This is a genomic window from Mesorhizobium sophorae, from assembly GCF_002270415.1.
In the GTDB taxonomy this organism is placed as follows: domain Bacteria; phylum Pseudomonadota; class Alphaproteobacteria; order Rhizobiales; family Rhizobiaceae; genus Mesorhizobium; species Mesorhizobium sophorae.
In genome coordinates this window covers 261,293-282,338 of the sequence record NZ_NNRI01000015.1, presented here as the reverse complement: position 1 = coordinate 282,338, position 21,046 = coordinate 261,293, and the positions used below count along the sequence as shown (strand labels likewise).

Sequence of the window (21,046 nt, the reverse complement as noted above, 5' to 3'; positions counted from 1 at the left end):
ATTGATGCTGTCCGGGGCCGAACGCGCCACGTGTCTCGGCACGGGCGCGCCACCCCCTTGAACGCGGAAAGGAGGCTACAATGCGCTATCAGAATGCCACGGCGTATCGCTTCCTCGCGCCCTATCTGCTGATCTTTGCGATCTTCTGGGTGTGGCCGATCATCGATTCCTTCATGATCTCCTTCCAGGCGACACGCACCGTGCCATGGCGGTTCGCGCCCACCTTCAACTGGGGCCGGTTGATCGGCGACCCCGCCTTCTTCAACGCACTGAAGAACACGCTGCTCATCCTCGTCATCCAGGTGCCGGTGATGATCACGCTGGCGCTGGTGATGGCGGTGCTGTTGAACTCGCCGCTGCTCAAGGCGCGCGGCCTGTATCGCTTTGCTTTCTTCGCCCCGGTCGTGGTCGGCGAAGTTGCCTACTCGGCGGTCTTCCGGCTGATGTTCAACCTCAATTTCGGCATCATCAACAAGCTCTTGAACAGCGTCGGCCTGCCCAGCGTCGACTGGTTTTCCAACGTCACGCCGGCGATGGCGCTGATCATGATCGCGGTCACCTGGCGCTGGGCCGGCTACAACGCCATCATCCTGCTCGCCGGCATGCAGTCCATTCCCGAAGATGTCTACGAGGCGGCGACGCTCGACCGCGTCAGCAAGCTCAGGCAGTTCTTCTTTATCACTCTGCCGCTCTTGAAGCCGGTCATCGTGTTCTGCCTTGTGCTGTCGATCATCGGCACCATGCAGCTGTTCACCGAGCCCTTCCTGATCACCGAGCGCGGCGGACCCGGCGGCGGCACTGAGACGCTTGGCCTGTTGCTTTACCGCCAGGGTTTTCGGTCGCTCAACTTCGGCTACGCGTCGGCCGTCGCCTACACCATGGCCGGGCTGGCGATCGCGATCACGCTGGTGCAGCTGTGGCTGACGAGGGAGCCGAAATGAGTTCACTCTCCTCCGCCAGGCTGGGGCGCAGCATCGCGCTGCATCTGTTCCTGACGCCGCTGGCGCTGATCTGGCTGTTTCCGTTGTGGATGATGGTGGTGTTCTCGACCATGCCCGACAACGGCATCTTCAGCCCTGGCATCGAGCTTTTGCCGCATGGCAATTTCATGGACAATTTCAACAATCTGCAGCGTGACACCGACTTTGTCGGCGCCATCGGCATTTCGGTCTCCGTGGCGGTGACCTACACGTTCCTGTCGGTGCTGCTGACGTCGATGGCCGGCTGGGCGTTGGCCCGCTACCGGTTTGTCGGCAAGGGCGTGGTTGTCGCCATCATCCTCGGCACCATCACGCTGCCCTATGCGGTGGTGCTGATCCCGCAATTCATCATGGTGGCGCGCGATTTCAAGCTCGCCAACACCTGGGTGGCGCTGATCGTGCCGCCGCTGTTCAATTCGCTCGGCGTGCTGTTCATGCGGCAGAGCTTCTCGATGATGCCGGACGACCTTTTCGATGCGGCGCGCGTCGAGGGAGTGAAGGAATGGCGCATCTTCCTCTTCGTCGCACTGCCCTTGGCGCGGCCGATGCTGGCGGCGCTCGCCATCATCCTGTTCCTTGCCTCCTGGAACAACTATTTGTGGCCGCTCCTGATCAACAGCCAGCCCGGTTCGATGACGGCGCCGGTGGCGCTCGGCACGCTGATCGGCCTGACCAAGGTGTCGTGGGGCGGCATCATGGCGGGCGCGGTGATGCTGACGGTGCCGATGCTTGTCGTCTTCGTGCTTCTGCAGCGCCATTTCATCGCCGGCATCGCCGCCGGCGCGATCAAGTAAGGGACAGCATGGCGACAGTCACGCTCAACAATGTCATCAAGCGCTTCGGCGTCTTCGAGGTCGTCCATGGCGCCAACATCGACGTCAAGGATGGCGAGTTCGTCGTCTTCGTCGGCCCCTCCGGCTGTGGAAAATCGACGCTGCTCAGGATGATCGCCGGGCTCGAGGACATCAGCGGCGGCGAGATCGCCATCGGCGGCAAGCTCGTCAACGATGTCGAGCCGGCCGACCGCGGCATCGCCATGGTCTTCCAGTCCTACGCGCTCTATCCGCACATGAGCGTCGAACAGAATCTGAGTTTTGGGCTCAGGATGACCGGCAATCCGAAGGCCGACACCGACCGGCGCGTCAAGCGAGCCTCAGAAATCCTGCGCATAAACGAACTGATGAAGCGACGTCCCAGGCAATTGTCGGGCGGCCAGCGCCAGCGCGTCGCCATTGGCCGCGCCATCGTGCGCGAGCCGCAGGTGTTCCTCTTTGACGAGCCGCTGAGCAATCTCGACGCCGAGCTCAGAGTGCAGATGCGGGTCGAGATATCGCGCCTGCACAAGGAACTCGGCACCACCATGATCTATGTCACGCACGACCAGACCGAGGCGATGACACTCGCCGACAGGATCGTCGTGATGCGCGCCGGCCATATCGAGCAGATCGGCCGGCCGCTCGATCTTTATGACAATCCCGACAATCAGTTCGTGGCGGGTTTTGTCGGCTCGCCGAAGATGAACTTCATCAGCGGCCGCATTGTCGGGCACGATGTACATGGTGTCGTGGTCGAACTGGCGGGCCAGGAGAAGACCCGTATCGCGCAACCGCTGACGGGTGCCGCACCCGAAGCAGGGAGCAAGGTCATGGTCGGTGTGCGTCCCGAACATTTTGGCAGCGCCGGAGAGGGCGACACCGACCTTGTGGTGCGCATCGACGTGGTCGAGCACCTGGGCGGCACAAGTTTTCTCTATGCCAGAACGGCGAACGGTGACGACGTGGTGATCCAGCGCGACGCGGCAAACGTTCCAGATGCGTCCGAGATCACGGTTTCCGTCCGCAAATCCTACCTGTTCGATGAAAAAGGGCTGCGGCTGCGCTGACGGCCGCCGGTTCCAGCCTTCAAGGAGAATGACAATGACTTCAACAACGCCCATTCGCTGGGGCATTCTCGGCCCGGGCAGCATCGCCCAGGCCTTTGCCGGTGGCGCGGCCGCTTCGCGCACCGGCAAGCTCGTTGCCATCGGCGCGCGCAACCCCGCCAAGCCAGGTCTCGCCGAGAGTTTCCCCGGCGCCCGCATCGTTGATGGCTACGATGCCTTGCTCGCCGATCCCGACATCGACGCCATTTACATTTCCATACCGCATCCCGGCCACGCGCAATGGGCGATCAGGGCGGCGGAAGCGGGCAAACACGTGCTTTGCGAAAAGCCGCTCGCGCTGACCGCCTTCGAGGCCGACGCCATGATCCATGCCGCGCGCAAGGCCGGCACCTTTCTTGGCGAAGCCTTCATGTACCGGTTGCATCCGCAGACGCTGAAGCTGGTGGAACTGATCAGATCGGGCGTCATCGGCGATATCAGGATGATCAAGTCGAGTTTCGGCTTTGCCATGCCTGGCTTCATGCCGGAGCATAGGCTCTATGCCAACGATCTTGCCGGCGGCGGCATTCTGGATGTCGGCGGCTATCCGGTCTCGATGGCGCGGCTGATTGCCGGGGCGGCGGCGGGCCTCCCCTTCGCCGAGCCGGACAAGGTGGTTGGTACAGCCCACCTTGGCCAGTCCGGTGTCGACGAATGGGCCTCGGCGCTGCTGCATTTCCCGGGCGGCATCATTGCCGAAGTTTCCTGCAGCATCTCGCTCAACCAGGACAATGTGCTCAGAATCTTCGGCACCAGGGGTCGCATTGAGGTGCCGGACTTCTGGTTCGCCGGCGGCAACCGCGACGTCGGCCTCGGGCGGATCGACGTGATCGGATCCGACGGGGCGCGCGAGACCATCAGCGTCGACGAAAAGCGCCATGTCTATTCTTTCGAGGTCGACGCCGCCGGTGAGGCCATCCTCGCCGGGCGGCAGGAATTCGCATGGCCGGGCATGGACTGGGCCGACAGTCTCGGCACCTTGCGCGTCCTCGACAGATGGCGGGCGGCGGCGGGCCTGGAATACGGGATCGAGAAGGCCCCGCAGCGTACCAACACCATCTCCGGCCGACCTTTGCGCGCCGGCGGAACGGCGATCGCCAAGCGCACCATTCCGGGCCTGTCGAAGCCGGCGTCGGTGGTGGCGCTCGGCTTCGAGGATTTCCGCACCTTTTCTTCCGGGTCGATCCTGCTCGATGCCTTTTTCGAGGCCGGCGGCAATCTCTTCGACACCGGCTATGTCTACGGCGGCGGTTACACCGAGGCGCTGCTTGGCGAGTGGCTGAAAAACCGCGGCGTGCGCGCGCAATCGGTGGTCATCGCCAAGGGCGCGCATTCGCCGCTCTGCTATCCCGATGTGATCGGCAAGCAGCTTGACCAGTCACTCGACCGCCTGCAAACCGACCATGTCGATGTCTATTTCATGCATCGCGACAATCCCGATGTGCCCGTAGGTGAATTCGTCGATGCGATGGATCGTGAGGTGAATGCCGGCCGCATCCGTGGCCCGTTCGGCGGCTCGAACTGGACGATGGAACGCATGGACGAGGCTATTGCCTATGCCGAGCGGACCGGCAAACAGAAGCCCGGCGCATTGTCCAACAACTTCTCGCTGGCCGAAATGCTGGAGCCGATCTGGGCCGGCTGCGTGACCTCCTCGACCGATGCGTGGAAGACCTGGCTGGCCGCCCGGCAGATGCCGAACTTCGCCTGGTCGAGCCAGGGGCGCGGCTTCTTCACCGACCGCGCCGGGCGCGACAGGCACGACAATGAGGAACTGGTGCGTGTCTGGTACTCTGAGCGGAATTTCGGCCGCCGCGACCGGGCGATCGAACTTGCCGCGCGGCTGGTGAAGAGCCCTATCCATATTGCACTGGCCTATGTGCTCAATCAGCCCTTCCCATCCATTCCGCTGATCGGGCCACGCACCCTGGGCGAGTTGGATGACAGCCTGCGCGCACTCGACATCACGCTTTCGCCGGCCGATCTCGAATGGCTGGATGGCGGCAGCCGGCACGCCGCCTGATGCATACTGAGAACCCCAAGGCGGCGTCAGGTCTCGTCGTCCGGCACCTTGGCGCCGCCTCTGGCCGGGGTTCTCATGCTGGCATACATGCCGGTGGTGCGGAATTGGCTGGGCGTGATGCCGTAGCAGCGGCGGAAGACCTTCGAAAAATAATTTGCGTCGTCGAAGCCGCACAGGATGGCGACTTCCTTCACCGGCAGGAAGTCCACCTTGGTTAGCAGCTTCGCCGCGCGTTGCAGGCGCTGCTGTAGCACGAACTCGGCGGGCGGCAAGCCTTCGCTCTCGGCGAAACAGCGTGAGAAATGGGCTCGGCTGAGGCCACTGATCTGGACCAGGTCCGCCACCTGCAGCGGCTTGTCGAGATTGGCACTGATGTGATCGATGACCGGCTGCATGGCACTCTGTTTTTCGGCAAAGGCATGCGAGCCGAAGACATCGTCATAGAGCGCCATCGCGGCTTCGTAGGCGACGGCGGAAGCAGCACCCGGCGAAGCGGCGCCCTTGATGAGGCGCAGGCTGCAATCGGCAAGATGATCGATCGTCGCCGGCTGCAGCCGAAACACCGGACCCGAAGTGCCGAGTATTGATTTGTGGATGCGCAGCGCCTCATCGCCGTTCATCGAAATCCAGAAATATTCCCAACGCTCATCCTTGGCCAGCCAGTAGCGGTGGTTGTGCGGCACCAGCACCAGCAATGTGTCGTTCTTCTGCAGGCGGTAGTTGCGGTTTTCATAGCGCAGCCGGCCTGTCCCGCTGATCGTGTGCTGGAGCACGGTGAACGGTGTCTGGCCCCGCTTGCGGCCGTCCCAGTCGTAGATTTCGTCCTCGCGCACTTCATAGCCCGTGCTCGTCGGCATGGCGTGCAGGCGCTGGCGGCCGCGCGGCAGCGAGATCGTGCGCATGGACTGTCCGTTGGCTATCAAATCCTGCAGCACAAAATTACCCTTGAAAGCACAATCCTTCTCTGGTCGCGCTCGCGAATAAGCGCATACTCCCCCTCGAAAAGCGAGAGAGATCCGCAGTCGAGGAGCAGACAGGGAGGTTGGCAGGCCGGATTCCGGTCTGTCGCGCACACATGTCACGGCATGTGGCTGAACCTTCCCTTGTCGTTCCTTGCCTGCCATTCGAACGAAATGAGGTCCGGCTGATGAGTTTCAAAATCGCTATCATTGGTGCCGGCAGCGTTGGATTCACCAAGAAGCTGTTCACCGATATTCTGTGCGTGCCCGAATTCACCGATATCGAATTTGCGCTGACCGACGTCAGCGCGCACAATCTTGAGATGATCAAGGCGATCCTCGACAGGATTGTCGAGGCAAACAGACTGCCGACCAAGGTGACGGCGACCACCGACCGCCGCAAGGCAATCGAAGGCGCACGCTATGTCATCAGCTGCGTGCGGGTCGGCGGCCTCGAAGCCTATGCCGACGATATCAGGATTCCCCTGAAATACGGCATCGACCAATGCGTCGGCGACACGATCTGCGCCGGTGGCATTCTCTATGGCCAGCGCAACATTCCGGTGATCCTGGATTTCTGCAAGGACATACGTGAGGTTGCCGAGACGAACGCCAAATTCCTGAACTACGCCAACCCGATGGCGATGAACACCTGGGCGGCGATCGAGTACGGCAAGGTCGACACCGTTGGGCTCTGCCACGGTGTCCAGCACGGCGCCGAGCAGATCGCCGAGGTGCTGGGCGCGAAGTCCAGACAGGAGCTCGACTATGTCTGCTCCGGCATCAACCACCAGACCTGGTTCATCGATCTGCGCCTCAACGGCCGCGAGATCGGCAAGGACGAACTGGTCGCCGCCTTCGAGGCGCATCCGGTCTATTCCAGGCAGGAGAAGCTGCGCATCGATGTCTTGAAGCGCTTCGGCGTCTATTCGACCGAAAGCAACGGCCATCTTTCGGAATATCTGCCCTGGTACCGCAAACGCCCCGACGAGATCACGCGCTGGATCGATATGTCCGACTGGATCCACGGCGAGACGGGCGGCTATCTCCGCTACTCGACTGAAACCCGCAACTGGTTCGAAACGGAATACCCGCAGTTTCTCGAAGCGGCATCACAGCCGATCGATCCCAAAAAACGCTCCAACGAGCATGCAAGTCACATCCTGGAGGCGCTGGAGACCAACCGCGTCTATCGCGGCCACTTCAACGTCAAGAACAATGGCGTGATCACCAACCTGCCGCAGGACGCCATCATCGAGTCGCCCGGTTTCGTCGACCGCTTCGGCATCAACATGGCCGCCGGCATCACCTTGCCGGAAGCCTGTGCGGCCACCTGCATCTCCTCGATCAACGTCCAGCGCATGTCGGTCCATGCCGCTATCGCCGGCGACATCGATCTGCTCAAGCTCGCCGTATTGCATGACCCGCTGGTCGGCGCGGTTTCAACCCCGGAGGAGGTCTGGCAGATGGTCGACGAAATGGTCGTCGCCCAGGCAGCCTGGCTGCCGCAATATGCCCACGCGGTTCCGGCCGCCAGGGCGCGGCTGTCGACATCCGAGGTCAAGACCCGCGAATGGGCCGGCGCGGCGCGGCGCAGCGTGCGCTCGATCGAGGAATTGCGCGCCGAAAAAGCCGCGCTGAAACAAGCCGGCTGAAAAACCCGGGCGCGGCGGCGGACCCACGGGAGGGAGGTCCACCGCAGTCAGTTCAGGGCAGAAGACGAGCAGCAGAAAACGTCTGAACATGAGGGAGGAGATTATGAGAAACCTACGCAGCATTGGCATTGCTGCCGGACTGGCGCTGAGCGTCTCGGTTCCGGCACTCAACGCTTTCGCTTCAGAGCCGACAGTCCCGCCGGTGCCGGCGACTTTTCCGGCCGAGGGCAAGATCAAATACGTCGCGCGTGACTCCATCCTGGAGTTCAAAGCCCTGCCGGAATATCATGAGCCGGATTGGTTGACCGAAAAATACGTCAAGACCGGCAAGCTGCCGCCGGTGAAGGACCGGCTGCCGAAGGAGCCGCTGGTCTTCAAGACGGCCAACATGCCTGACGGCGTCGGCGTCTATGGCGATACGATGCGCCATGTCATCGGCGGCCGGCCGGAAGGCTGGAACTATGGCGCCGGCCAGACGCAAGGCTGGGGCGGCATCGATATTGGCCTCTCCGAATGTCTGACGCGCACGGCGCCACTGTTCCAGGTCGAAGCCAAGGACACCGAGCCGCTGCCGAACCTTGCCAAAAGCTGGGATTGGTCGAAGGACGGCCACAAGCTGACCATGCATCTGATCGAGGGCGCCAAATGGTCTGATGGCGTGGCCTTCAACTCCGACGACGTCATGTTCTATTGGGATGACGAGGTGGTCGACCCGAACGTCTCGCCGCTCAATGGCGCGACGCCAGAAACCTTCGGTGTCGGCACGACGCTGAAGAAGATCGACGACTACACCGTCGAGTGGACCTTCAAGGACGCCTTCCCGAAACAGTACCTCTACGCCATGGCCTATGGTACCTTCTGCCCCGGCCCCGCGCACATATTGAAGCCGCAGCATCCGAAATATTCGAAGAACACCTACGACCAGTTCAAGAACGCCTTTCCGCCGGAATATATGAACATGCCGGTGATGGGCGCCTGGGTGCCGGTCGAGTACCGGCCGGACGACATTATCGTCATGCGCCGCAACCCCTATTATTGGAAGGTCGACGAGAAGGGCAACCAGCTGCCCTACCTCAACGAACTGCAGTACAAGCTGTCGACTTGGGCTGACCGCGACGTCCAGGCGGTCGCCGGCTCGGCCGACTTCTCCAACCTCGAGCAGCCGGAAAACTTTGTCGCCTCGTTGAAGCGCGCCGCTGAAGCCGACGCGCCGGCACGGCTCGCCTTTGGTCCACGCCTCATCGGCTACAATCTGCGCCTGAACTATTCCGCCAATGGCTGGGGCAACCCGGACGAGCGCAGCCAGGCAGTCCGTGAGCTGAACCGCAATGAGGACTTCCGCAAGGCTGTCACCATGGCACTCGACCGCAAGGCACTGGGCGACTCCCTGGTCAAGGGGCCGTTCACCGCCATCTATCCCGGCGGCTTCTCCTCGGGCACAAGCTTCTATGACCGCAAGTCCACCGTCTACTATCCATTCGACCTCGCGGGCGCCAAGGCCGAACTCGCCAAGGCCGGCCTCAAGGATACCGACGGCGACGGTTTCGTGAACTTCCCGGCGGGCACAGCCGGCGGCAAGAACGTCGAGATCGTGATGCTGGTCAACAACGACTACGGCACCGACAAAAGCCTTGCGGAAGGTGTCGTCGCGCAAATGGAAAAGCTGGGCTTGAGGGTCGTGCTGAACGGCCTCAACGGTACCCAGCGCGACGCCTCGCAGTATTCCGGCCGTTTCGACTGGTTGATCCGGCGCAACGACCAGGAACTGACCTCGGTTGTGCAGAACACAGAACAGCTTGCGCCTGTCGGCCCGAAAACCAGCTGGAATCACCGTGCGCCGGAAAGCGGCGAGGTCGACCTGATGCCTTTCGAAAAAGACCTCGTCGACATCGTCAACAAGTTCGTCGCGTCAGAGGACAACGACAAGCGCGCCAGCCTGATGAAAGAGTTCCAGAAGATCTCGACCGAACACGTCTACAATGTCGGCCTGACGGAATATCCCGGCGCGCTGATCGTCAACAAGCGCTTCTCGAACATTCCGCAGGGCACGCCGATCTTCATGTTCAACTGGGCCGAGGATTCGATCGTCCGAGAACGCGTCTTCGTCGCAGCCGACAGGCAGGCGAAATACGAATTGTTCCCGCAGGAGCTCCCGGGCAAGCCCGGAGACAAGGGTCCAATGTAAGTTTACCTCCCCTGACCAAGAGAGACCCGGCCGCGCCGCTGGCGCGGCCGGGGCAAACCAACCTCCGAACGACCCTCAATGGGAGCGTCCGGCGAAATGAGGAAGTCGACCGTCCATGCTGCGATTCCTGCTTATGCGCATAGCGTCGGCAATACCGGTCCTCGCAATCTTGAGCCTCGTCACCTTCGCCATCATCCAGGCGCCACCTGGTGACTATGCCGACTACATCCGTTCGCAGCTGATCAACCAGGGCGGCGCGTCCTTCGCCGAGGCCGATGCGCAGGCCCAGGCCTACCGCGTCGAACACGGCCTCGATAAGCCGCTGCCCGTCCAGTATCTCAACTGGATCGGCGGAATCATTACTCGCGGCGATTTCGGCTACAGCCTCTACTACAACAAGCCGGTGGCCGATGTCGTCGGCGAGCGCCTGCCGAGAACGCTGCTCCTGGCGCTGGTCTGCCATCTGCTCGCCTCGGTGCTGGGCATCACGTTCGGCATATGGGCGGCGACAAGGCAATACACGTGGATCGACTCGACGCTCTCGGCCATCGCCTTCCTCGGCATGACCGTGCCGCGCTTCCTGATGGCGCTGATCATCGTCTATCTCCTCGTCTTCCAGTTCAACCTGTCGGAGATCGGCTCATTCTTCTCGCCGCAATATGGCGGCGCGCCGTGGTCTTGGGCGAAGTTCGTCGACCTGGTCAAGCATGTCTGGCCGGTGGTGGCGATCGCCACTTTCGGCGGCCTCGCCTACAATATGCGCGTCATGCGCGGCAATCTGCTGGATACGCTTAACGCGCAATATGTCGAGACGGCGAGAGCCAAGGGCCTGACCGGTAGCGCCGTCGTCATGCGGCACGCCGTGCCCAATGCGCTGCATCCACTCGTCATGTATCAGGGTGTGGTGTTGCCCTACATGCTCACCGGCGAGATCGAGACGGCGATCATCTTCGCGCTGCCGACCGTCGGCCCGGCGATCGTCGGTTCGATGGCGGTCGGTGATGTCTATGTCACTGCCACCTTCATGATGGTGCTGTCAGCGACACTGATCGTCGGCAACATCATCGCCGACATGCTGCTCGTCCTGCTCGACCCGCGCATCCGCCAATACGGAGAGAGCTAGATGCTGGCCCGCGATCCATCACCTCCACCGCTGCCGGCGGAAGGACCTATCGTCGCCAAACCGGCGCGCGGCAATGAGAGCTATATCGCGCTCGTCTGGCGTCGGTTGAAGCGCTCCTGGACCGGCATGGCCGGGCTTGGGCTCGTTGTTCTGTTGCTGGTGATGGCCGTGTTCGCCGAATTCCTGGCGCCGATGGACCCGAAGGCGACCGATGTCGGCTTCGCTCCGCCGCAACTGCCCTCCTTCCACGACAAGGACGGCAATTTCGTCGCGCGGCCACGGGTCTATGCGCTGGCCGATTCGGCCGACCTCGATCCGGTCACCTTCCAGCCTGTCGTCGGCCCCGACTACGACCATCCGAGACTGCTTGGCTTCTTTGTCGAAGGCGCGCCCTACAAGCTCGTCGGGCTGGTCCCGGCGGACCGGCATTTCTTCGCCTCGATGGACGGCCAGCCGGTGCATTTCCTCGGTACCGACAAGTTCGGCCGCGATATCCTGTCGCGCGCCATACATGGTTCGCGCGTCTCGCTGATGATCGCGCTGACGGTCGTCTTCATCATCACCGTCATCGGCACCACCGTGGGCATGGTTTCCGGCTATTTCGGCGGCCGGTTCGATATCTGGATGCAGCGCTTCGTCGAACTGGTGCTCGCCTTCCCGCAGCTGCCGCTCTATCTTGCGCTGACGACGCTGATCCCCGTCACCGCGCCGACCAATGTCTTCCTCGCCTTTGTCATCGTCGTCATGTCGGCGCTGGGCTGGGCGCAGATGTCGCGCGAGGTGCGCGGCAAGACGTTGGCGCTGGCGCGCATCGAGTATGTGCGCGCCGCAATGGCGGTCGGCGCCACCGACCGGCGCATCATCCTGCAGCACATCTTGCCCAATGTGATGAGCCACGTGATTGTCGCCGTCACCTTGGCGATCCCGACGGTGGTGCTGCTCGAATGCTTCCTCGGGTTCCTCGGCTTTGCGGTCAAGCCTCCGCTGATCTCGTGGGGCCTGATGCTGCAGGACACCGCGACCTATTCCGTTATCGGCACGTATCCCTGGATCCTGTCGCCGGTCGGTTTCGTGCTCGTCACCGTATTTGCCTTCAACGCGCTGGGCGACGGCCTGCGCGATGCCGTCGATCCGTATTGAGGTGGCTGGGATGACCGTCGCACTCGCCGAATCCTTCGCCCCCACCGTTCGTCATGACCATGACGGGCGCCAGGACCAGCCCATCATCGACGCCCGCAACATCGAGGTCGCCTTCAAGGTCGAGCACGGCGTTGTCGAAGCGGTCAAAGACATCTCGTTCCAGCTCTATCGCGGCGAGACGATCGCCATCGTCGGCGAATCCGGTTCCGGCAAGTCGGTGACGGCGCGCGCCGTCATGGGGCTGCTGTCGCGCCGGGCCACCGTGTCGCCGAAATCGAGCATCTGTTACGATGGCCAGGACATCCTGAAATTCCCCGAGAGCGAGCGGCGCAAGCTGCGTGGCAACCGCATCTCGATGATCTTCCAGGAGCCGATGAGCTCGCTCAACCCGATCTATACGGTCGGCAGCCAGATCGTCGAGGCGATCCGGGTGCACCGCAAGGTGAGCCGCAGGCAGGCCTGGGCACGGGCGCTCGAACTCTTGCGGCATGTCCAGATCCCCGAGCCGGAGGCGCGGCTCAAACAGTATCCGCATCAGCTTTCGGGCGGTCAGCGGCAGCGCGTAATGATCGCCATGGCGCTGGCCAACGATCCTGACGTGTTGATTGCCGATGAGCCGACCACCGCGCTCGACGTCACCGTCCAGGCGCAAATCCTGAACCTGATCCGCAATCTGCAAAAGGAACTGCGGATGGCGGTGATCCTGATCACCCACGATCTCACCGTGGTGCGCAAATTCTCCGACTATGTCTACGTCATGCAGCATGGCGCGATGTGCGAGCACAACGTCACCGAACGGCTGTTTGCGGACCCACAGCATCCCTACACGCAGCGGCTGCTCGCCGCGGAGCCGCGTGGGCGTCCGCAACCGCTTCCCGAGGGTAGCGGCGCCATCCTCGAAGCGAATGATGTGCGCGTCTGCTTCATGCTGCGTCACGGCAGTTTCCTGAGGCCGGACTGGCGCGAGCTGGTCGCCGTCGACGATCTCGGCCTCAAGCTTTGCCGCCATGAGACGCTGGGGCTTGTCGGCGAATCCGGTTCCGGCAAGACCACATTCGGCCAGGCGCTGCTGAGATTGATCGACACCAAGCGCGGCGAAATCCGTTTCGACGGCCAACCGATCCAGGGCCTGTCACGCAACGAGATGCGGCCACTGCGCGCGCGCATGCAGATCGTTTTCCAGGATCCTTTCTCTTCCCTCAATCCGCGCATGACGATCGGCCAGATCATCGAGGAAGGGCTGGTCGTCAACAGCATAGGCGCGACGCGGGCCGAGCGGGTCGACCGGGTGCGCGAGGCGCTGGTCAGTGCCGGCATGCCGGGCGACATCCTGTCGCGTTTCCCGCACGAATTCTCGGGCGGTCAGCGCCAGCGCGTCGCCATCGCCCGCGCCATCGCGCTCGAGCCCGAATTCATCCTGCTCGACGAGCCGACATCGGCGCTGGACCTCTCCGTCCAGGCGCAGATCATCGACCTCTTGCGCAAGCTGCAGGACGAGCGGGGCTTGAGCTACCTGTTCATCTCGCACGACCTCAAGGTGGTCCGCGCGCTGTGCCACCGCGTCATCGTCATGCAGCACGGCAAGATCGTCGAACAGGGCCCCGTCGACGAGGTCCTCACCAATCCCAAGACCGCCTACACCGAACGGCTCGTCAGGGCCGCTTTCGATGTGGCTTGAACATATGCCGGAGGTTAGCGTGGCAAGAAATCCCAAGATCACATTCATCGGCGCCGGCTCGACGGTGTTCATGAAGAACATTGTCGGCGACGTGCTGCAGCGCCCATCGCTTTCGGGCGCGACGATCGCGCTGATGGACATCAATCCGCAGCGGCTCGAAGAGAGCGCCATCGTCGTCAACAAGCTGATCGCGACGCTCGGCGTCAAGGCGAAGGCCGAGACGCATTCCGACCAGCGCAAGGCGCTGGCAGGCGCCGACTTCGTCGTCGTCGCCTTCCAGATCGGCGGCTATGAGCCCTGCACGGTCACCGACTTCGAAGTGCCGAAGAAATACGGCCTGCGCCAGACGATCGCCGACACGCTCGGCGTCGGCGGCATCATGCGCGGCTTGAGGACCGTGCCGCATCTGTGGAAGATCTGCGAGGACATGCTCGCCGTCTGCCCGCAGGCGATCATGCTGCAATACGTCAACCCGATGGCGATCAACACCTGGGCGATATCAGAGAAATATCCTGAGATCAGGCAGGTCGGCCTCTGCCATTCGGTGCAGGGCACGGCAATGGAGCTGGCGCACGATCTCGACCTTCCCTACGAAGAGATCCGCTATCGCTCGGCCGGCATTAACCACATGGCCTTTTACCTGAAATTCGAGCATCGCCAGTCCGACGGTTCCTACCGCGACCTCTATCCCGATCTCGTGCGCGCCTATCGCGAAGGCCGCGCGCCCAAGCCCGGCTGGAATCCGCGCTGCCCCAACAAGGTGCGCTACGAGATGCTGACGCGGCTAGGCTATTTCGTCACCGAAAGCTCGGAGCATTTCGCCGAATACACGCCCTATTTCATCAAGGAAGGCCGCCCCGATTTGATCGAGGAATACGGCATTCCGCTCGACGAATATCCCAAACGCTGCATCGAACAGATAGAGCGCTGGAAAGACCAGGCGCAGGCCTACCGCTCGGCCCAGCGCATCGAGGTTGAGGAGTCGAAGGAGTATGCCTCGTCGATCATGAACTCGGTGTGGACGGGCGAACCCTCGGTGATCTACGGCAATGTCCGCAACAATGGCTGCATCACTTCGCTGCCCCGCGATTGCGCCGCCGAAGTGCCGTGCCTGGTCGACGCCTCCGGCATCCAGCCGACTTACATCGGCGACCTGCCGCCGCAATTGACGGCGCTGATCCGCACCAACATCAACGTGCAGGAATTGACGGTGCGGGCGCTGATGAGCGAGAACCGCGATCACATCTACCATGCTGCGATGATGGATCCGCACACATCAGCCGAACTCGATCTCGACCAGATCTGGTCACTGGTCGACGATCTCCTCGCCGCTCACGGCGACTGGCTGCCGGCCTGGGCACGTGTGGGGCGCAAGACCGAGGCGGCTTGATGAGCCGCTCCCGGCAGTCTGGCCTCACTTCGGCTCGTCGGCGTCCGTTTCTTCCTCGTCGTCGCGGGCGGAGATGACATAGGCGCCCTTCAGCCAGCGGTTGAGGTCGATGTCCTTGCAGCGCGTCGAGCAGAACGGATAGGTCTCGCGCGCCGAGGGCTTGCCGCATTCGGGGCAGGGGCGCTTCGGCCGCAGCGGCGTGACCTTGTCGTCCAGGCTCACAGCCGGGCTCCCACTTGCCAGCCGCGATGCACCTTGAAGCCTTCGCCGGCAAGCAGCGCCACTGTCTCGTAGAGTGGCAGGCCGACGATGTTGGTGTAAGAGCCGACCAGCTTGACGACGAAGGCGCCGGCGAGACCCTGGACGGCATAGCCGCCGGCCTTGCCGCGCCATTCACCGGAGGCCACATAGGCGTCTATTTCCTCGCGCGGCAGCCGCTTGAAGCGCACCCGCGTCTCGACCAGTCGCTGGCGCAATTTGCCGCCCGGCGTGATCAGGCAGATGCCGGAATAGACCCGGTGCGAACGGCCCGACAGCAGCCCGAGGCAATTGGCGGCGTCGTCGAGGGTTTCAGCCTTGGGCAGGATGCGCCGCCCGACGGCGACCACCGTATCGGCGGCCAGCACGAAGCCAGGCGCATAGTCGGCCTCGGCCGTCAGCGAGGCGAACGCCTTCTCGGCCTTTTCCTTCGACAGCCGCTTGGCCAGAGAGCGCGGATGCTCGGCGCGCAGCGGCGTCTCGTCGACATCGGCCGGCAGCACGCGGTCCGGCTCGATGCCGGCCTGCTGCAAGAGCTCGATCCGGCGCGGCGAACCCGAGGCAAGCACCAGCTTCTGCAAAATGCTCATCGCGGACCAGTCGGGCTTTGCTTACTTGAAACGATAGGTGATGCGGCCCTTGGTCAGGTCGTATGGCGTCATCTCGACCAGAACCTTGTCGCCGGTCAGCACGCGGATGCGGTTCTTGCGCATGCGGCCGGCTGTATGGGCGATGATCTCGTGTTCGTTTTCGAGTTTCACCCTGAACATCGCGTTGGGCAACAATTCCGTCACGACACCCGGAAACTCGAGGACTTCTTCCTTCGGCATTCGATACCTTTGCTTGGATGGTAGTTCCAGCGCCCTGGCCGGAATTTCGGCGGAACCTATATGATAAACGCCCGCTTGTGAACACGCTTAATCCGTCTCGGTTTTTGCTTCTGGAAGCAAAAAACGTCGACCTATGCGTGCTTTCAGCCGCTCGCGTACGTCGCGATAGCTGGCCATGATCTGTTCGCGCGTGCCGCCGGCGTCGGTCGGGTCCGGCGTCGGCCAGTATTCGACCTCGACCGCGAGCGAGCGGGTGAGTTCGAGCGCCGCGTGGTGTGCTTCCGGCGCCAGCGTGACGATGAGGTCGAAATAGTCGTCCTCGAGATCGTCCATCGTCCTTGGGTGACGCTCGCCCAGCGACAGCCCTTCCTCGGCCAGCACCGCATCGACGAACGGATCGCGCTCGCCGGCGCGAACGCCGGCCGAGGCGACGAAGACAGTGGCCGGCAGCGCCTGCCGCGCCAGCTGTTCGGCCATTGGCGAGCGCACGGCGTTCATGCCGCACAGGAACAGGATCGAGCGGGGCAGGGCAGCCAGGGCTAGCCCCGCCAGTGCAGCACGCAGACCAGCGTGAACAGCCGGCGCGCCGTATCGAAATCGATGTCGATCTTGCCGGCCAGCCGGTCCATCAGCGTTTGCGAGCCCTCATTGTGCAGGCCGCGGCGGCCCATGTCGATCGCCTCGATATGGCTCGGCGTCGAGGAGCGGATGGCGTCGTAATAGCTTTCGCAGATCATGTAGTAATCCTTGACGATGCGCCTGAGCGGCGTCAGCGACAGGATGTGGGTGACGACGGCATCCCCGTCCTCGCGCGCCACGGCAAAGACCAGGCGTTGCTCGGCCAGTGACAGCTTCAGCCGGTATGGCCCGGGGCCGCTGTCATTGACGGGTTGAAAACTGTTCTCCTCGATCAGGTCGAAGATCGCCACCGCACGCTCATGCTCGACATCGGGCGTCGAACGGCCGATCGATTCATCGAGTTCGACATCGATCAGCCTGGCGCGGGTTTGATCGGAGTCCGACATGGCGGCCTACATGTTCAGCCGTATGGCGACGGAGCGGCCGTGCGCATCGAGGCCTTCCGCCTTGGCGAGCGCAATCGCCGCCGGCGCCAGAATCCGCAACTGCTCCGGTCCAAGCTTCAGGATCGAGGTGCGCTTGACGAAGTCGAGCACGGACAAGCCCGACGAGAAGCGCGCCGAGCGTGCCGTGGGCAGCACGTGGTTGGAGCCGCCGACATAGTCGCCGATGGCCTCCGGCGTGTGGCGGCCGAGAAACACGGCACCGGCATTGCGCATCCGCGCCAGAAACCCTTCGGCATCGTCGATGGCAAGTTCGACATGTTCGGCGGCGATGCGGTCGACCAGCGGCAGCGCGGCGTCGATCGTGGCGACCTCGACCACCGCGCCGAAATCGCGCCAGCTCGCCGCTGCCGTCTCGGCGCGCGGCAGGCTTTGCAACTGGCGTTCCACGGCCTGTTCGACGGCACGACCGAAGGCCGGATCGTCGGTGACCAGGATCGACTGCGCCGACGCATCGTGCTCGGCCTGGGCCAGCAGGTCGGCGGCGATCCAGTCCGGATCGTTGCTGCCGTCGGCCACGACGAGCACTTCCGAGGGCCCGGCGATCATATCGATGCCGACGGTGCCGAACACCTGGCGCTTGGCCGCCGCCACATAGGCATTGCCGGGTCCGACGATCTTGGCCACCGGCTTGATCGTTTCGGCGCCGTAGGCAAGCGCTGCAATCGCCTGGGCGCCGCCGACGCGATAAATTTCCGACACGCCAGCGATATCAGCCGCCACCAGCACCAGCGGATTGATGATGCCGCCAGGCGCCGGCACGACCATGACGATGCGTTCGACGCCCGCCACCCCAGCCGGTATGGCGTTCATCAGCACCGAGCTTGGATAGCTCGCGGTGCCGCCCGGCACATAGAGCCCGACCGCCTCGATCGCCGTCCAGCGCGAGCCGAGCTCGACGCCGGCGGCATCCGTATAGCGATCATCCTTGGGCCGCTGCCGCTCATGATGCGAGCGGATACGGTCGCGCGCGAATTCCAGCGCCTCGATCGTCTTAGGGTCGGCGGCCTTGTAAGCCCGGGCGATATCGTCCTTCGAAACGGCAATGCCGAGACTTCCGAGGTCGGCGTGGTCGAATTTCCTGGTGTAGTCGATCAGCGCCGCGTCGCCCTCGGCGCGCACGCGCGCGATGATGTCGCGCACCGCGGCATCGACATCGGCTGACACCTCTCGCTTGGTCAAAAGGAAGGCGGCGAAACGCTGCTCGAAATCGGCATCGGACTGACGAAGCGTGATGGCCATCGGACGCTCAAGCCTTGTGGACGGGACGCGAGGTGGCTTCCCACGCGCCGCCGATGTCGGCAAGGCGGGCCTCGATGCACTCGACATCGAGCATGATGGTGCCGCCGCCCGAAAAGATCAGCTCGACGATGCCGGCCGGCTTGCTGATCTCGATGAAACTGATCGCCAAAAGCGACAGGACCTCGGCTGGCTTGTCTCGAGCAATGCCATTGGTCTTGGCGCCGAGCACGCGGTCGAAATGCAGCACGGCCTGCCGCCGCTCATTGTGCTGGCGAAACAGGCTGGATTTGGCCTCCCAGACAAAGCGGTTCATGGTCAGCACGAAACGCTTGGCCGAAGGCAGGAATTCGAGGTCCGAAACCTTCATCACGGCATCCTGGACATGGGCCGAAACGATGCTCAGATCCTGGTCGTCGAGTGCGATAAGCTTAAGGGCGGTCATGCGGATTTCGCACCTGAAGGTTGATTGTTCAGCCTTCTGTTAGAGCATGATCCCGAAAAGTGGAAACCGGTTTTCGCAAAAGATCATGCTCAGACAGGAATCTGGAGCCTCATCTCGACCTTAATCGAGATAAAACAGGCTCCAGGCGGGTCTTTCCCGTCCGCGCAACCGCGCCGCGAGGCGTGGCGATTGGCTACGCCGAAATCCGCTCGATCACCGCGCCGCAATTGGAAAGCTTTTCCTCCAGTCGCTCGAAGCCGCGGTCGAGATGGTAGACGCGGTTGACCGTGGTCTCGCCTTCGGCTGCCAGGCCGGCGATGACCAGCGACACGGAGGCGCGAAGATCGGTCGCCATGACCGGCGCGCCCTTCAGCTTCGGCACGCCGTCGACGATCGCCGTCTGGCCCGAAAGCGTGATGTGGGCGCCGAGCCGGGCCAGCTCCTGCACATGCATGAAGCGGTTTTCGAAGATCGTCTCGGTGATGCGCGACTTGCCCTTGGCCATGGTCATCAGGCCCATGAACTGCGCCTGCAGATCGGTCGGGAAGGCCGGGAATGGCGCCGTCGTCACGTCGACCGGCGAAATGCCGGCGCCGTTGCGCCTGACGCGAATGCCGGAATTGGTCGGCGTGATCTCGGCGCCGGTCTGCGAAATCACGTCGAGCGCGGTCTGCAGCAGCTCGGGTCGCGCGCCTTCGAGCACCACGTCGCCGCCGGTCATGGCGACGGCCATGGCATAGGTGCCGGTCTCGATGCGATCGGGAATGACGCGCACGCGGGCGCCCGACAGCGATTCGACGCCATCGATGATGATGGTTGGCGTGCCGGCGCCGGAAATCTTCGCGCCCATGGCATTGAGGCACTCGGCGAGGTTGACGATCTCGGGCTCGCAGGCGGCGTTTTCAAGCACCGTCTCGCCCTTGGCCAGCGACGCCGCCATCATCAGCACATGGGTGGCGCCGACCGAGACCTTCGGGAACGCGTAGCGGTTGCCGACGAGGCGACCATTCCGGGTCTTGGCGATGACGTAGCCGGTGTCGACGTCGATATCGGCGCCCAGCACCTGCAGGCCTTCGAGGAAAAGATCGACCGGGCGCGTGCCGATGGCGCAACCGCCCGGCAGCGACACCTTGGCCTCGCCCATGCGCGCCAGCAGCGGCCCGATCACCCAGAACGACGCCCGCATCTTCGACACCAGCTCGTAAGGGGCGGTGGTGTCGACGATGTTGCGGGCCGAGAAATTGATGGTGCGCGAATAGCCCTCATTCTGCTTCTCGCGGCGACCATTGACCGAATAGTCGACGCCGTGATTGCCGAGGATGCGGATCAGCTGCTCGACATCGGCCAGATGCGGCACGTTTTCCAGCGTCAGCGTGTCGTCGGTCAGGAGCGAGGCGATCATCAGGGGAAGTGCGGCGTTTTTGGCGCCCGAGATCGGAATGCTTCCGGCAAGCTTGTTGCCGCCGACAATTCTGATGCGATCCATGGAGAACGTCCCTCTCGGCCAAAAAAGCCGGTTCAATCGGTTGAGTATCGGCCCCTCTAGACCATTGGCCGGCCTGGTTCAAGAAATAGGATTTCCTGATATCTGAACCAAGAGTGGCCGATTTGAGTTAATCTTTTTGCATTTCCTTCGCCGAGCCGAGCCCGTCCGGTCGTTGGTCGGCTTCGCCGATACGCCGCGAGCGCGACTGCGCCTTGCGTTTCTGCAGATTGGCGCGCAATTGCTCCGCGAGCCTGTCCTTGCGGTTCGTGCCGCCCTTTTTCGCCGGACCATCCTTTTTCAGTGGAATTGTCTTGTCGTTCATTGTCCCGCCCCGGCCGGCGACCAGCCAGCCCGCTATTCAGGGATAGCCAACATTGTGGCGCCGCCATGTCATCAAAAGCGATCCGGCAAAGGCTTTCACAGAAGCGTTGCACTTGGCCTTGCGCTTGCCGGTTCGATATGGCAGAAGCCCCGCCATCGGCGGCTGCGGTAGCTCAGTGGTAGAGCACTCCCTTGGTAAGGGAGAGGTCGAGAGTTCAATCCTCTCTCGCAGCACCAGTCCATCCCGTTGAAATCGCTGAAGCCTTTGGCGCGCTGTGCGTTCCGTCAATCCTGACGTTACAAATGACGTCACAAGACGGAAATCGAGACG

General features: G+C 62.9%; 20 protein-coding genes and 1 tRNA gene. 11 read left to right on the top strand and 10 right to left on the bottom strand.

What is annotated here, in order from left to right; genetic code table 11:
* The first annotated feature begins 80 nt into the window (after positions 1-80).
* The 4 genes from CGZ66_RS24060 to CGZ66_RS24045 are packed head-to-tail and all read left to right on the top strand — an operon-like array spanning position 81 to position 4,924.
* Positions 81-941: a carbohydrate ABC transporter permease gene (locus CGZ66_RS24060; protein WP_095088664.1), complete on the top strand. Its 861-nt coding sequence runs from the start codon at positions 81-83 to the stop codon at positions 939-941.
* Positions 938-1,774 (top strand): carbohydrate ABC transporter permease, encoded by an 837-nt coding sequence (locus CGZ66_RS24055; protein WP_095088662.1) that lies wholly within the window; start codon positions 938-940, stop codon positions 1,772-1,774. The genes CGZ66_RS24060 and CGZ66_RS24055 overlap by 4 nt, the downstream gene beginning before the upstream one ends.
* An 8-nt stretch (positions 1,775-1,782) precedes the next feature.
* On the top strand, positions 1,783-2,862 hold the full coding sequence (locus CGZ66_RS24050; RefSeq protein WP_095088659.1) for an ABC transporter ATP-binding protein: 1,080 nt from the start codon (positions 1,783-1,785) through the stop codon (positions 2,860-2,862).
* A gap of 34 nt (positions 2,863-2,896) precedes the next feature.
* Entirely contained in the window at positions 2,897-4,924 is a 2,028-nt protein-coding gene (locus CGZ66_RS24045) for an aldo/keto reductase (RefSeq protein WP_095088657.1), read from the top strand.
* Positions 4,925-4,950: 26 nt separating this feature from the next.
* Here CGZ66_RS24045 and CGZ66_RS24040 read toward each other — a convergent pair whose 3' ends face one another.
* Positions 4,951-5,826 carry an AraC family transcriptional regulator gene (locus CGZ66_RS24040; protein ID WP_095088655.1) on the bottom strand — a complete coding sequence of 292 codons (876 nt, stop codon included), beginning with the start codon at positions 5,824-5,826 and terminating at the stop codon, positions 4,951-4,953.
* A gap of 245 nt (positions 5,827-6,071) precedes the next feature.
* Here CGZ66_RS24040 and melA (CGZ66_RS24035) point away from each other — a divergent pair, with 245 nt between their 5' ends.
* The 6 genes from melA (CGZ66_RS24035) to melA (CGZ66_RS24010) all read left to right on the top strand — a co-directional run bounded on the left by melA (CGZ66_RS24035) (position 6,072) and on the right by melA (CGZ66_RS24010) (position 15,054).
* Positions 6,072-7,538, top strand: coding sequence for an alpha-glucosidase/alpha-galactosidase (gene melA, locus CGZ66_RS24035; RefSeq protein ID WP_095088881.1), 1,467 nt, complete (start codon positions 6,072-6,074; stop codon positions 7,536-7,538).
* 103 nt (positions 7,539-7,641) lie between these two features.
* On the top strand, positions 7,642-9,723 hold the full coding sequence (locus tag CGZ66_RS24030; RefSeq protein ID WP_095088653.1) for an ABC transporter substrate-binding protein: 2,082 nt from the start codon (positions 7,642-7,644) through the stop codon (positions 9,721-9,723).
* A 115-nt stretch (positions 9,724-9,838) separates the two neighbouring features.
* Entirely contained in the window at positions 9,839-10,846 is a 1,008-nt protein-coding gene (locus tag CGZ66_RS24025) for an ABC transporter permease (RefSeq protein ID WP_095088651.1), read from the top strand.
* On the top strand, positions 10,847-11,986 hold the full coding sequence (locus CGZ66_RS24020; RefSeq protein ID WP_095088649.1) for an ABC transporter permease: 1,140 nt from the start codon (positions 10,847-10,849) through the stop codon (positions 11,984-11,986).
* A 10-nt stretch (positions 11,987-11,996) separates the two neighbouring features.
* On the top strand, positions 11,997-13,664 hold the full coding sequence (locus CGZ66_RS24015) for an ABC transporter ATP-binding protein (RefSeq protein ID WP_095088877.1): 1,668 nt from the start codon (positions 11,997-11,999) through the stop codon (positions 13,662-13,664).
* A 19-nt stretch (positions 13,665-13,683) separates the two neighbouring features.
* Positions 13,684-15,054 (top strand): alpha-glucosidase/alpha-galactosidase, encoded by a 1,371-nt coding sequence (gene melA, locus CGZ66_RS24010; protein ID WP_095088875.1) that lies wholly within the window; start codon positions 13,684-13,686, stop codon positions 15,052-15,054.
* 24 nt (positions 15,055-15,078) lie between these two features.
* Here the strand turns inward: melA (CGZ66_RS24010) and yacG are convergent, their stop codons facing one another.
* From yacG to CGZ66_RS23965, 9 genes are all read right to left on the bottom strand, one after another.
* Positions 15,079-15,276, bottom strand: a complete 198-nt coding sequence (yacG, locus tag CGZ66_RS24005) for a DNA gyrase inhibitor YacG (RefSeq protein ID WP_095088647.1) — start codon at positions 15,274-15,276, stop codon at positions 15,079-15,081.
* Positions 15,273-15,902 carry a Maf-like protein gene (locus CGZ66_RS24000; protein WP_095088645.1) on the bottom strand — a complete coding sequence of 210 codons (630 nt, stop codon included), beginning with the start codon at positions 15,900-15,902 and terminating at the stop codon, positions 15,273-15,275. The genes yacG and CGZ66_RS24000 overlap by 4 nt, the downstream gene beginning before the upstream one ends.
* 21 nt (positions 15,903-15,923) lie before the next feature.
* On the bottom strand, positions 15,924-16,142 hold the full coding sequence (infA, locus tag CGZ66_RS23995) for a translation initiation factor IF-1 (protein ID WP_006200926.1): 219 nt from the start codon (positions 16,140-16,142) through the stop codon (positions 15,924-15,926).
* A gap of 87 nt (positions 16,143-16,229) precedes the next feature.
* A complete protein-coding gene (locus tag CGZ66_RS23990) occupies positions 16,230-16,694 on the bottom strand; it encodes an arsenate-mycothiol transferase ArsC (protein WP_095088643.1) in 465 nt (154 codons plus the stop codon).
* Positions 16,682-17,167, bottom strand: a complete 486-nt coding sequence (locus tag CGZ66_RS23985; RefSeq protein WP_095088641.1) for a UPF0262 family protein — start codon at positions 17,165-17,167, stop codon at positions 16,682-16,684. Before CGZ66_RS23985 ends, CGZ66_RS23990 begins: the two co-directional genes overlap by 13 nt.
* A 6-nt stretch (positions 17,168-17,173) precedes the next feature.
* Positions 17,174-18,466, bottom strand: a complete 1,293-nt coding sequence (gene hisD / locus CGZ66_RS23980) for a histidinol dehydrogenase (RefSeq protein ID WP_095088639.1) — start codon at positions 18,464-18,466, stop codon at positions 17,174-17,176.
* 7 nt (positions 18,467-18,473) lie between these two features.
* Positions 18,474-18,908 carry a DUF2948 family protein gene (locus CGZ66_RS23975; protein WP_095088637.1) on the bottom strand — a complete coding sequence of 145 codons (435 nt, stop codon included), beginning with the start codon at positions 18,906-18,908 and terminating at the stop codon, positions 18,474-18,476.
* A 193-nt stretch (positions 18,909-19,101) separates the two neighbouring features.
* Positions 19,102-20,394 (bottom strand): UDP-N-acetylglucosamine 1-carboxyvinyltransferase, encoded by a 1,293-nt coding sequence (gene murA / locus CGZ66_RS23970; protein ID WP_095088635.1) that lies wholly within the window; start codon positions 20,392-20,394, stop codon positions 19,102-19,104.
* 127 nt (positions 20,395-20,521) lie between these two features.
* Positions 20,522-20,716 carry a hypothetical protein gene (locus tag CGZ66_RS23965; RefSeq protein WP_095088633.1) on the bottom strand — a complete coding sequence of 65 codons (195 nt, stop codon included), beginning with the start codon at positions 20,714-20,716 and terminating at the stop codon, positions 20,522-20,524.
* A gap of 161 nt (positions 20,717-20,877) precedes the next feature.
* On the opposite strand from CGZ66_RS23965, the gene CGZ66_RS23960 reads away from it, so the two are divergent.
* A tRNA-Thr gene (locus CGZ66_RS23960) sits at positions 20,878-20,952 on the top strand.
* The last annotated feature ends 94 nt before the right edge of the window (positions 20,953-21,046 follow it).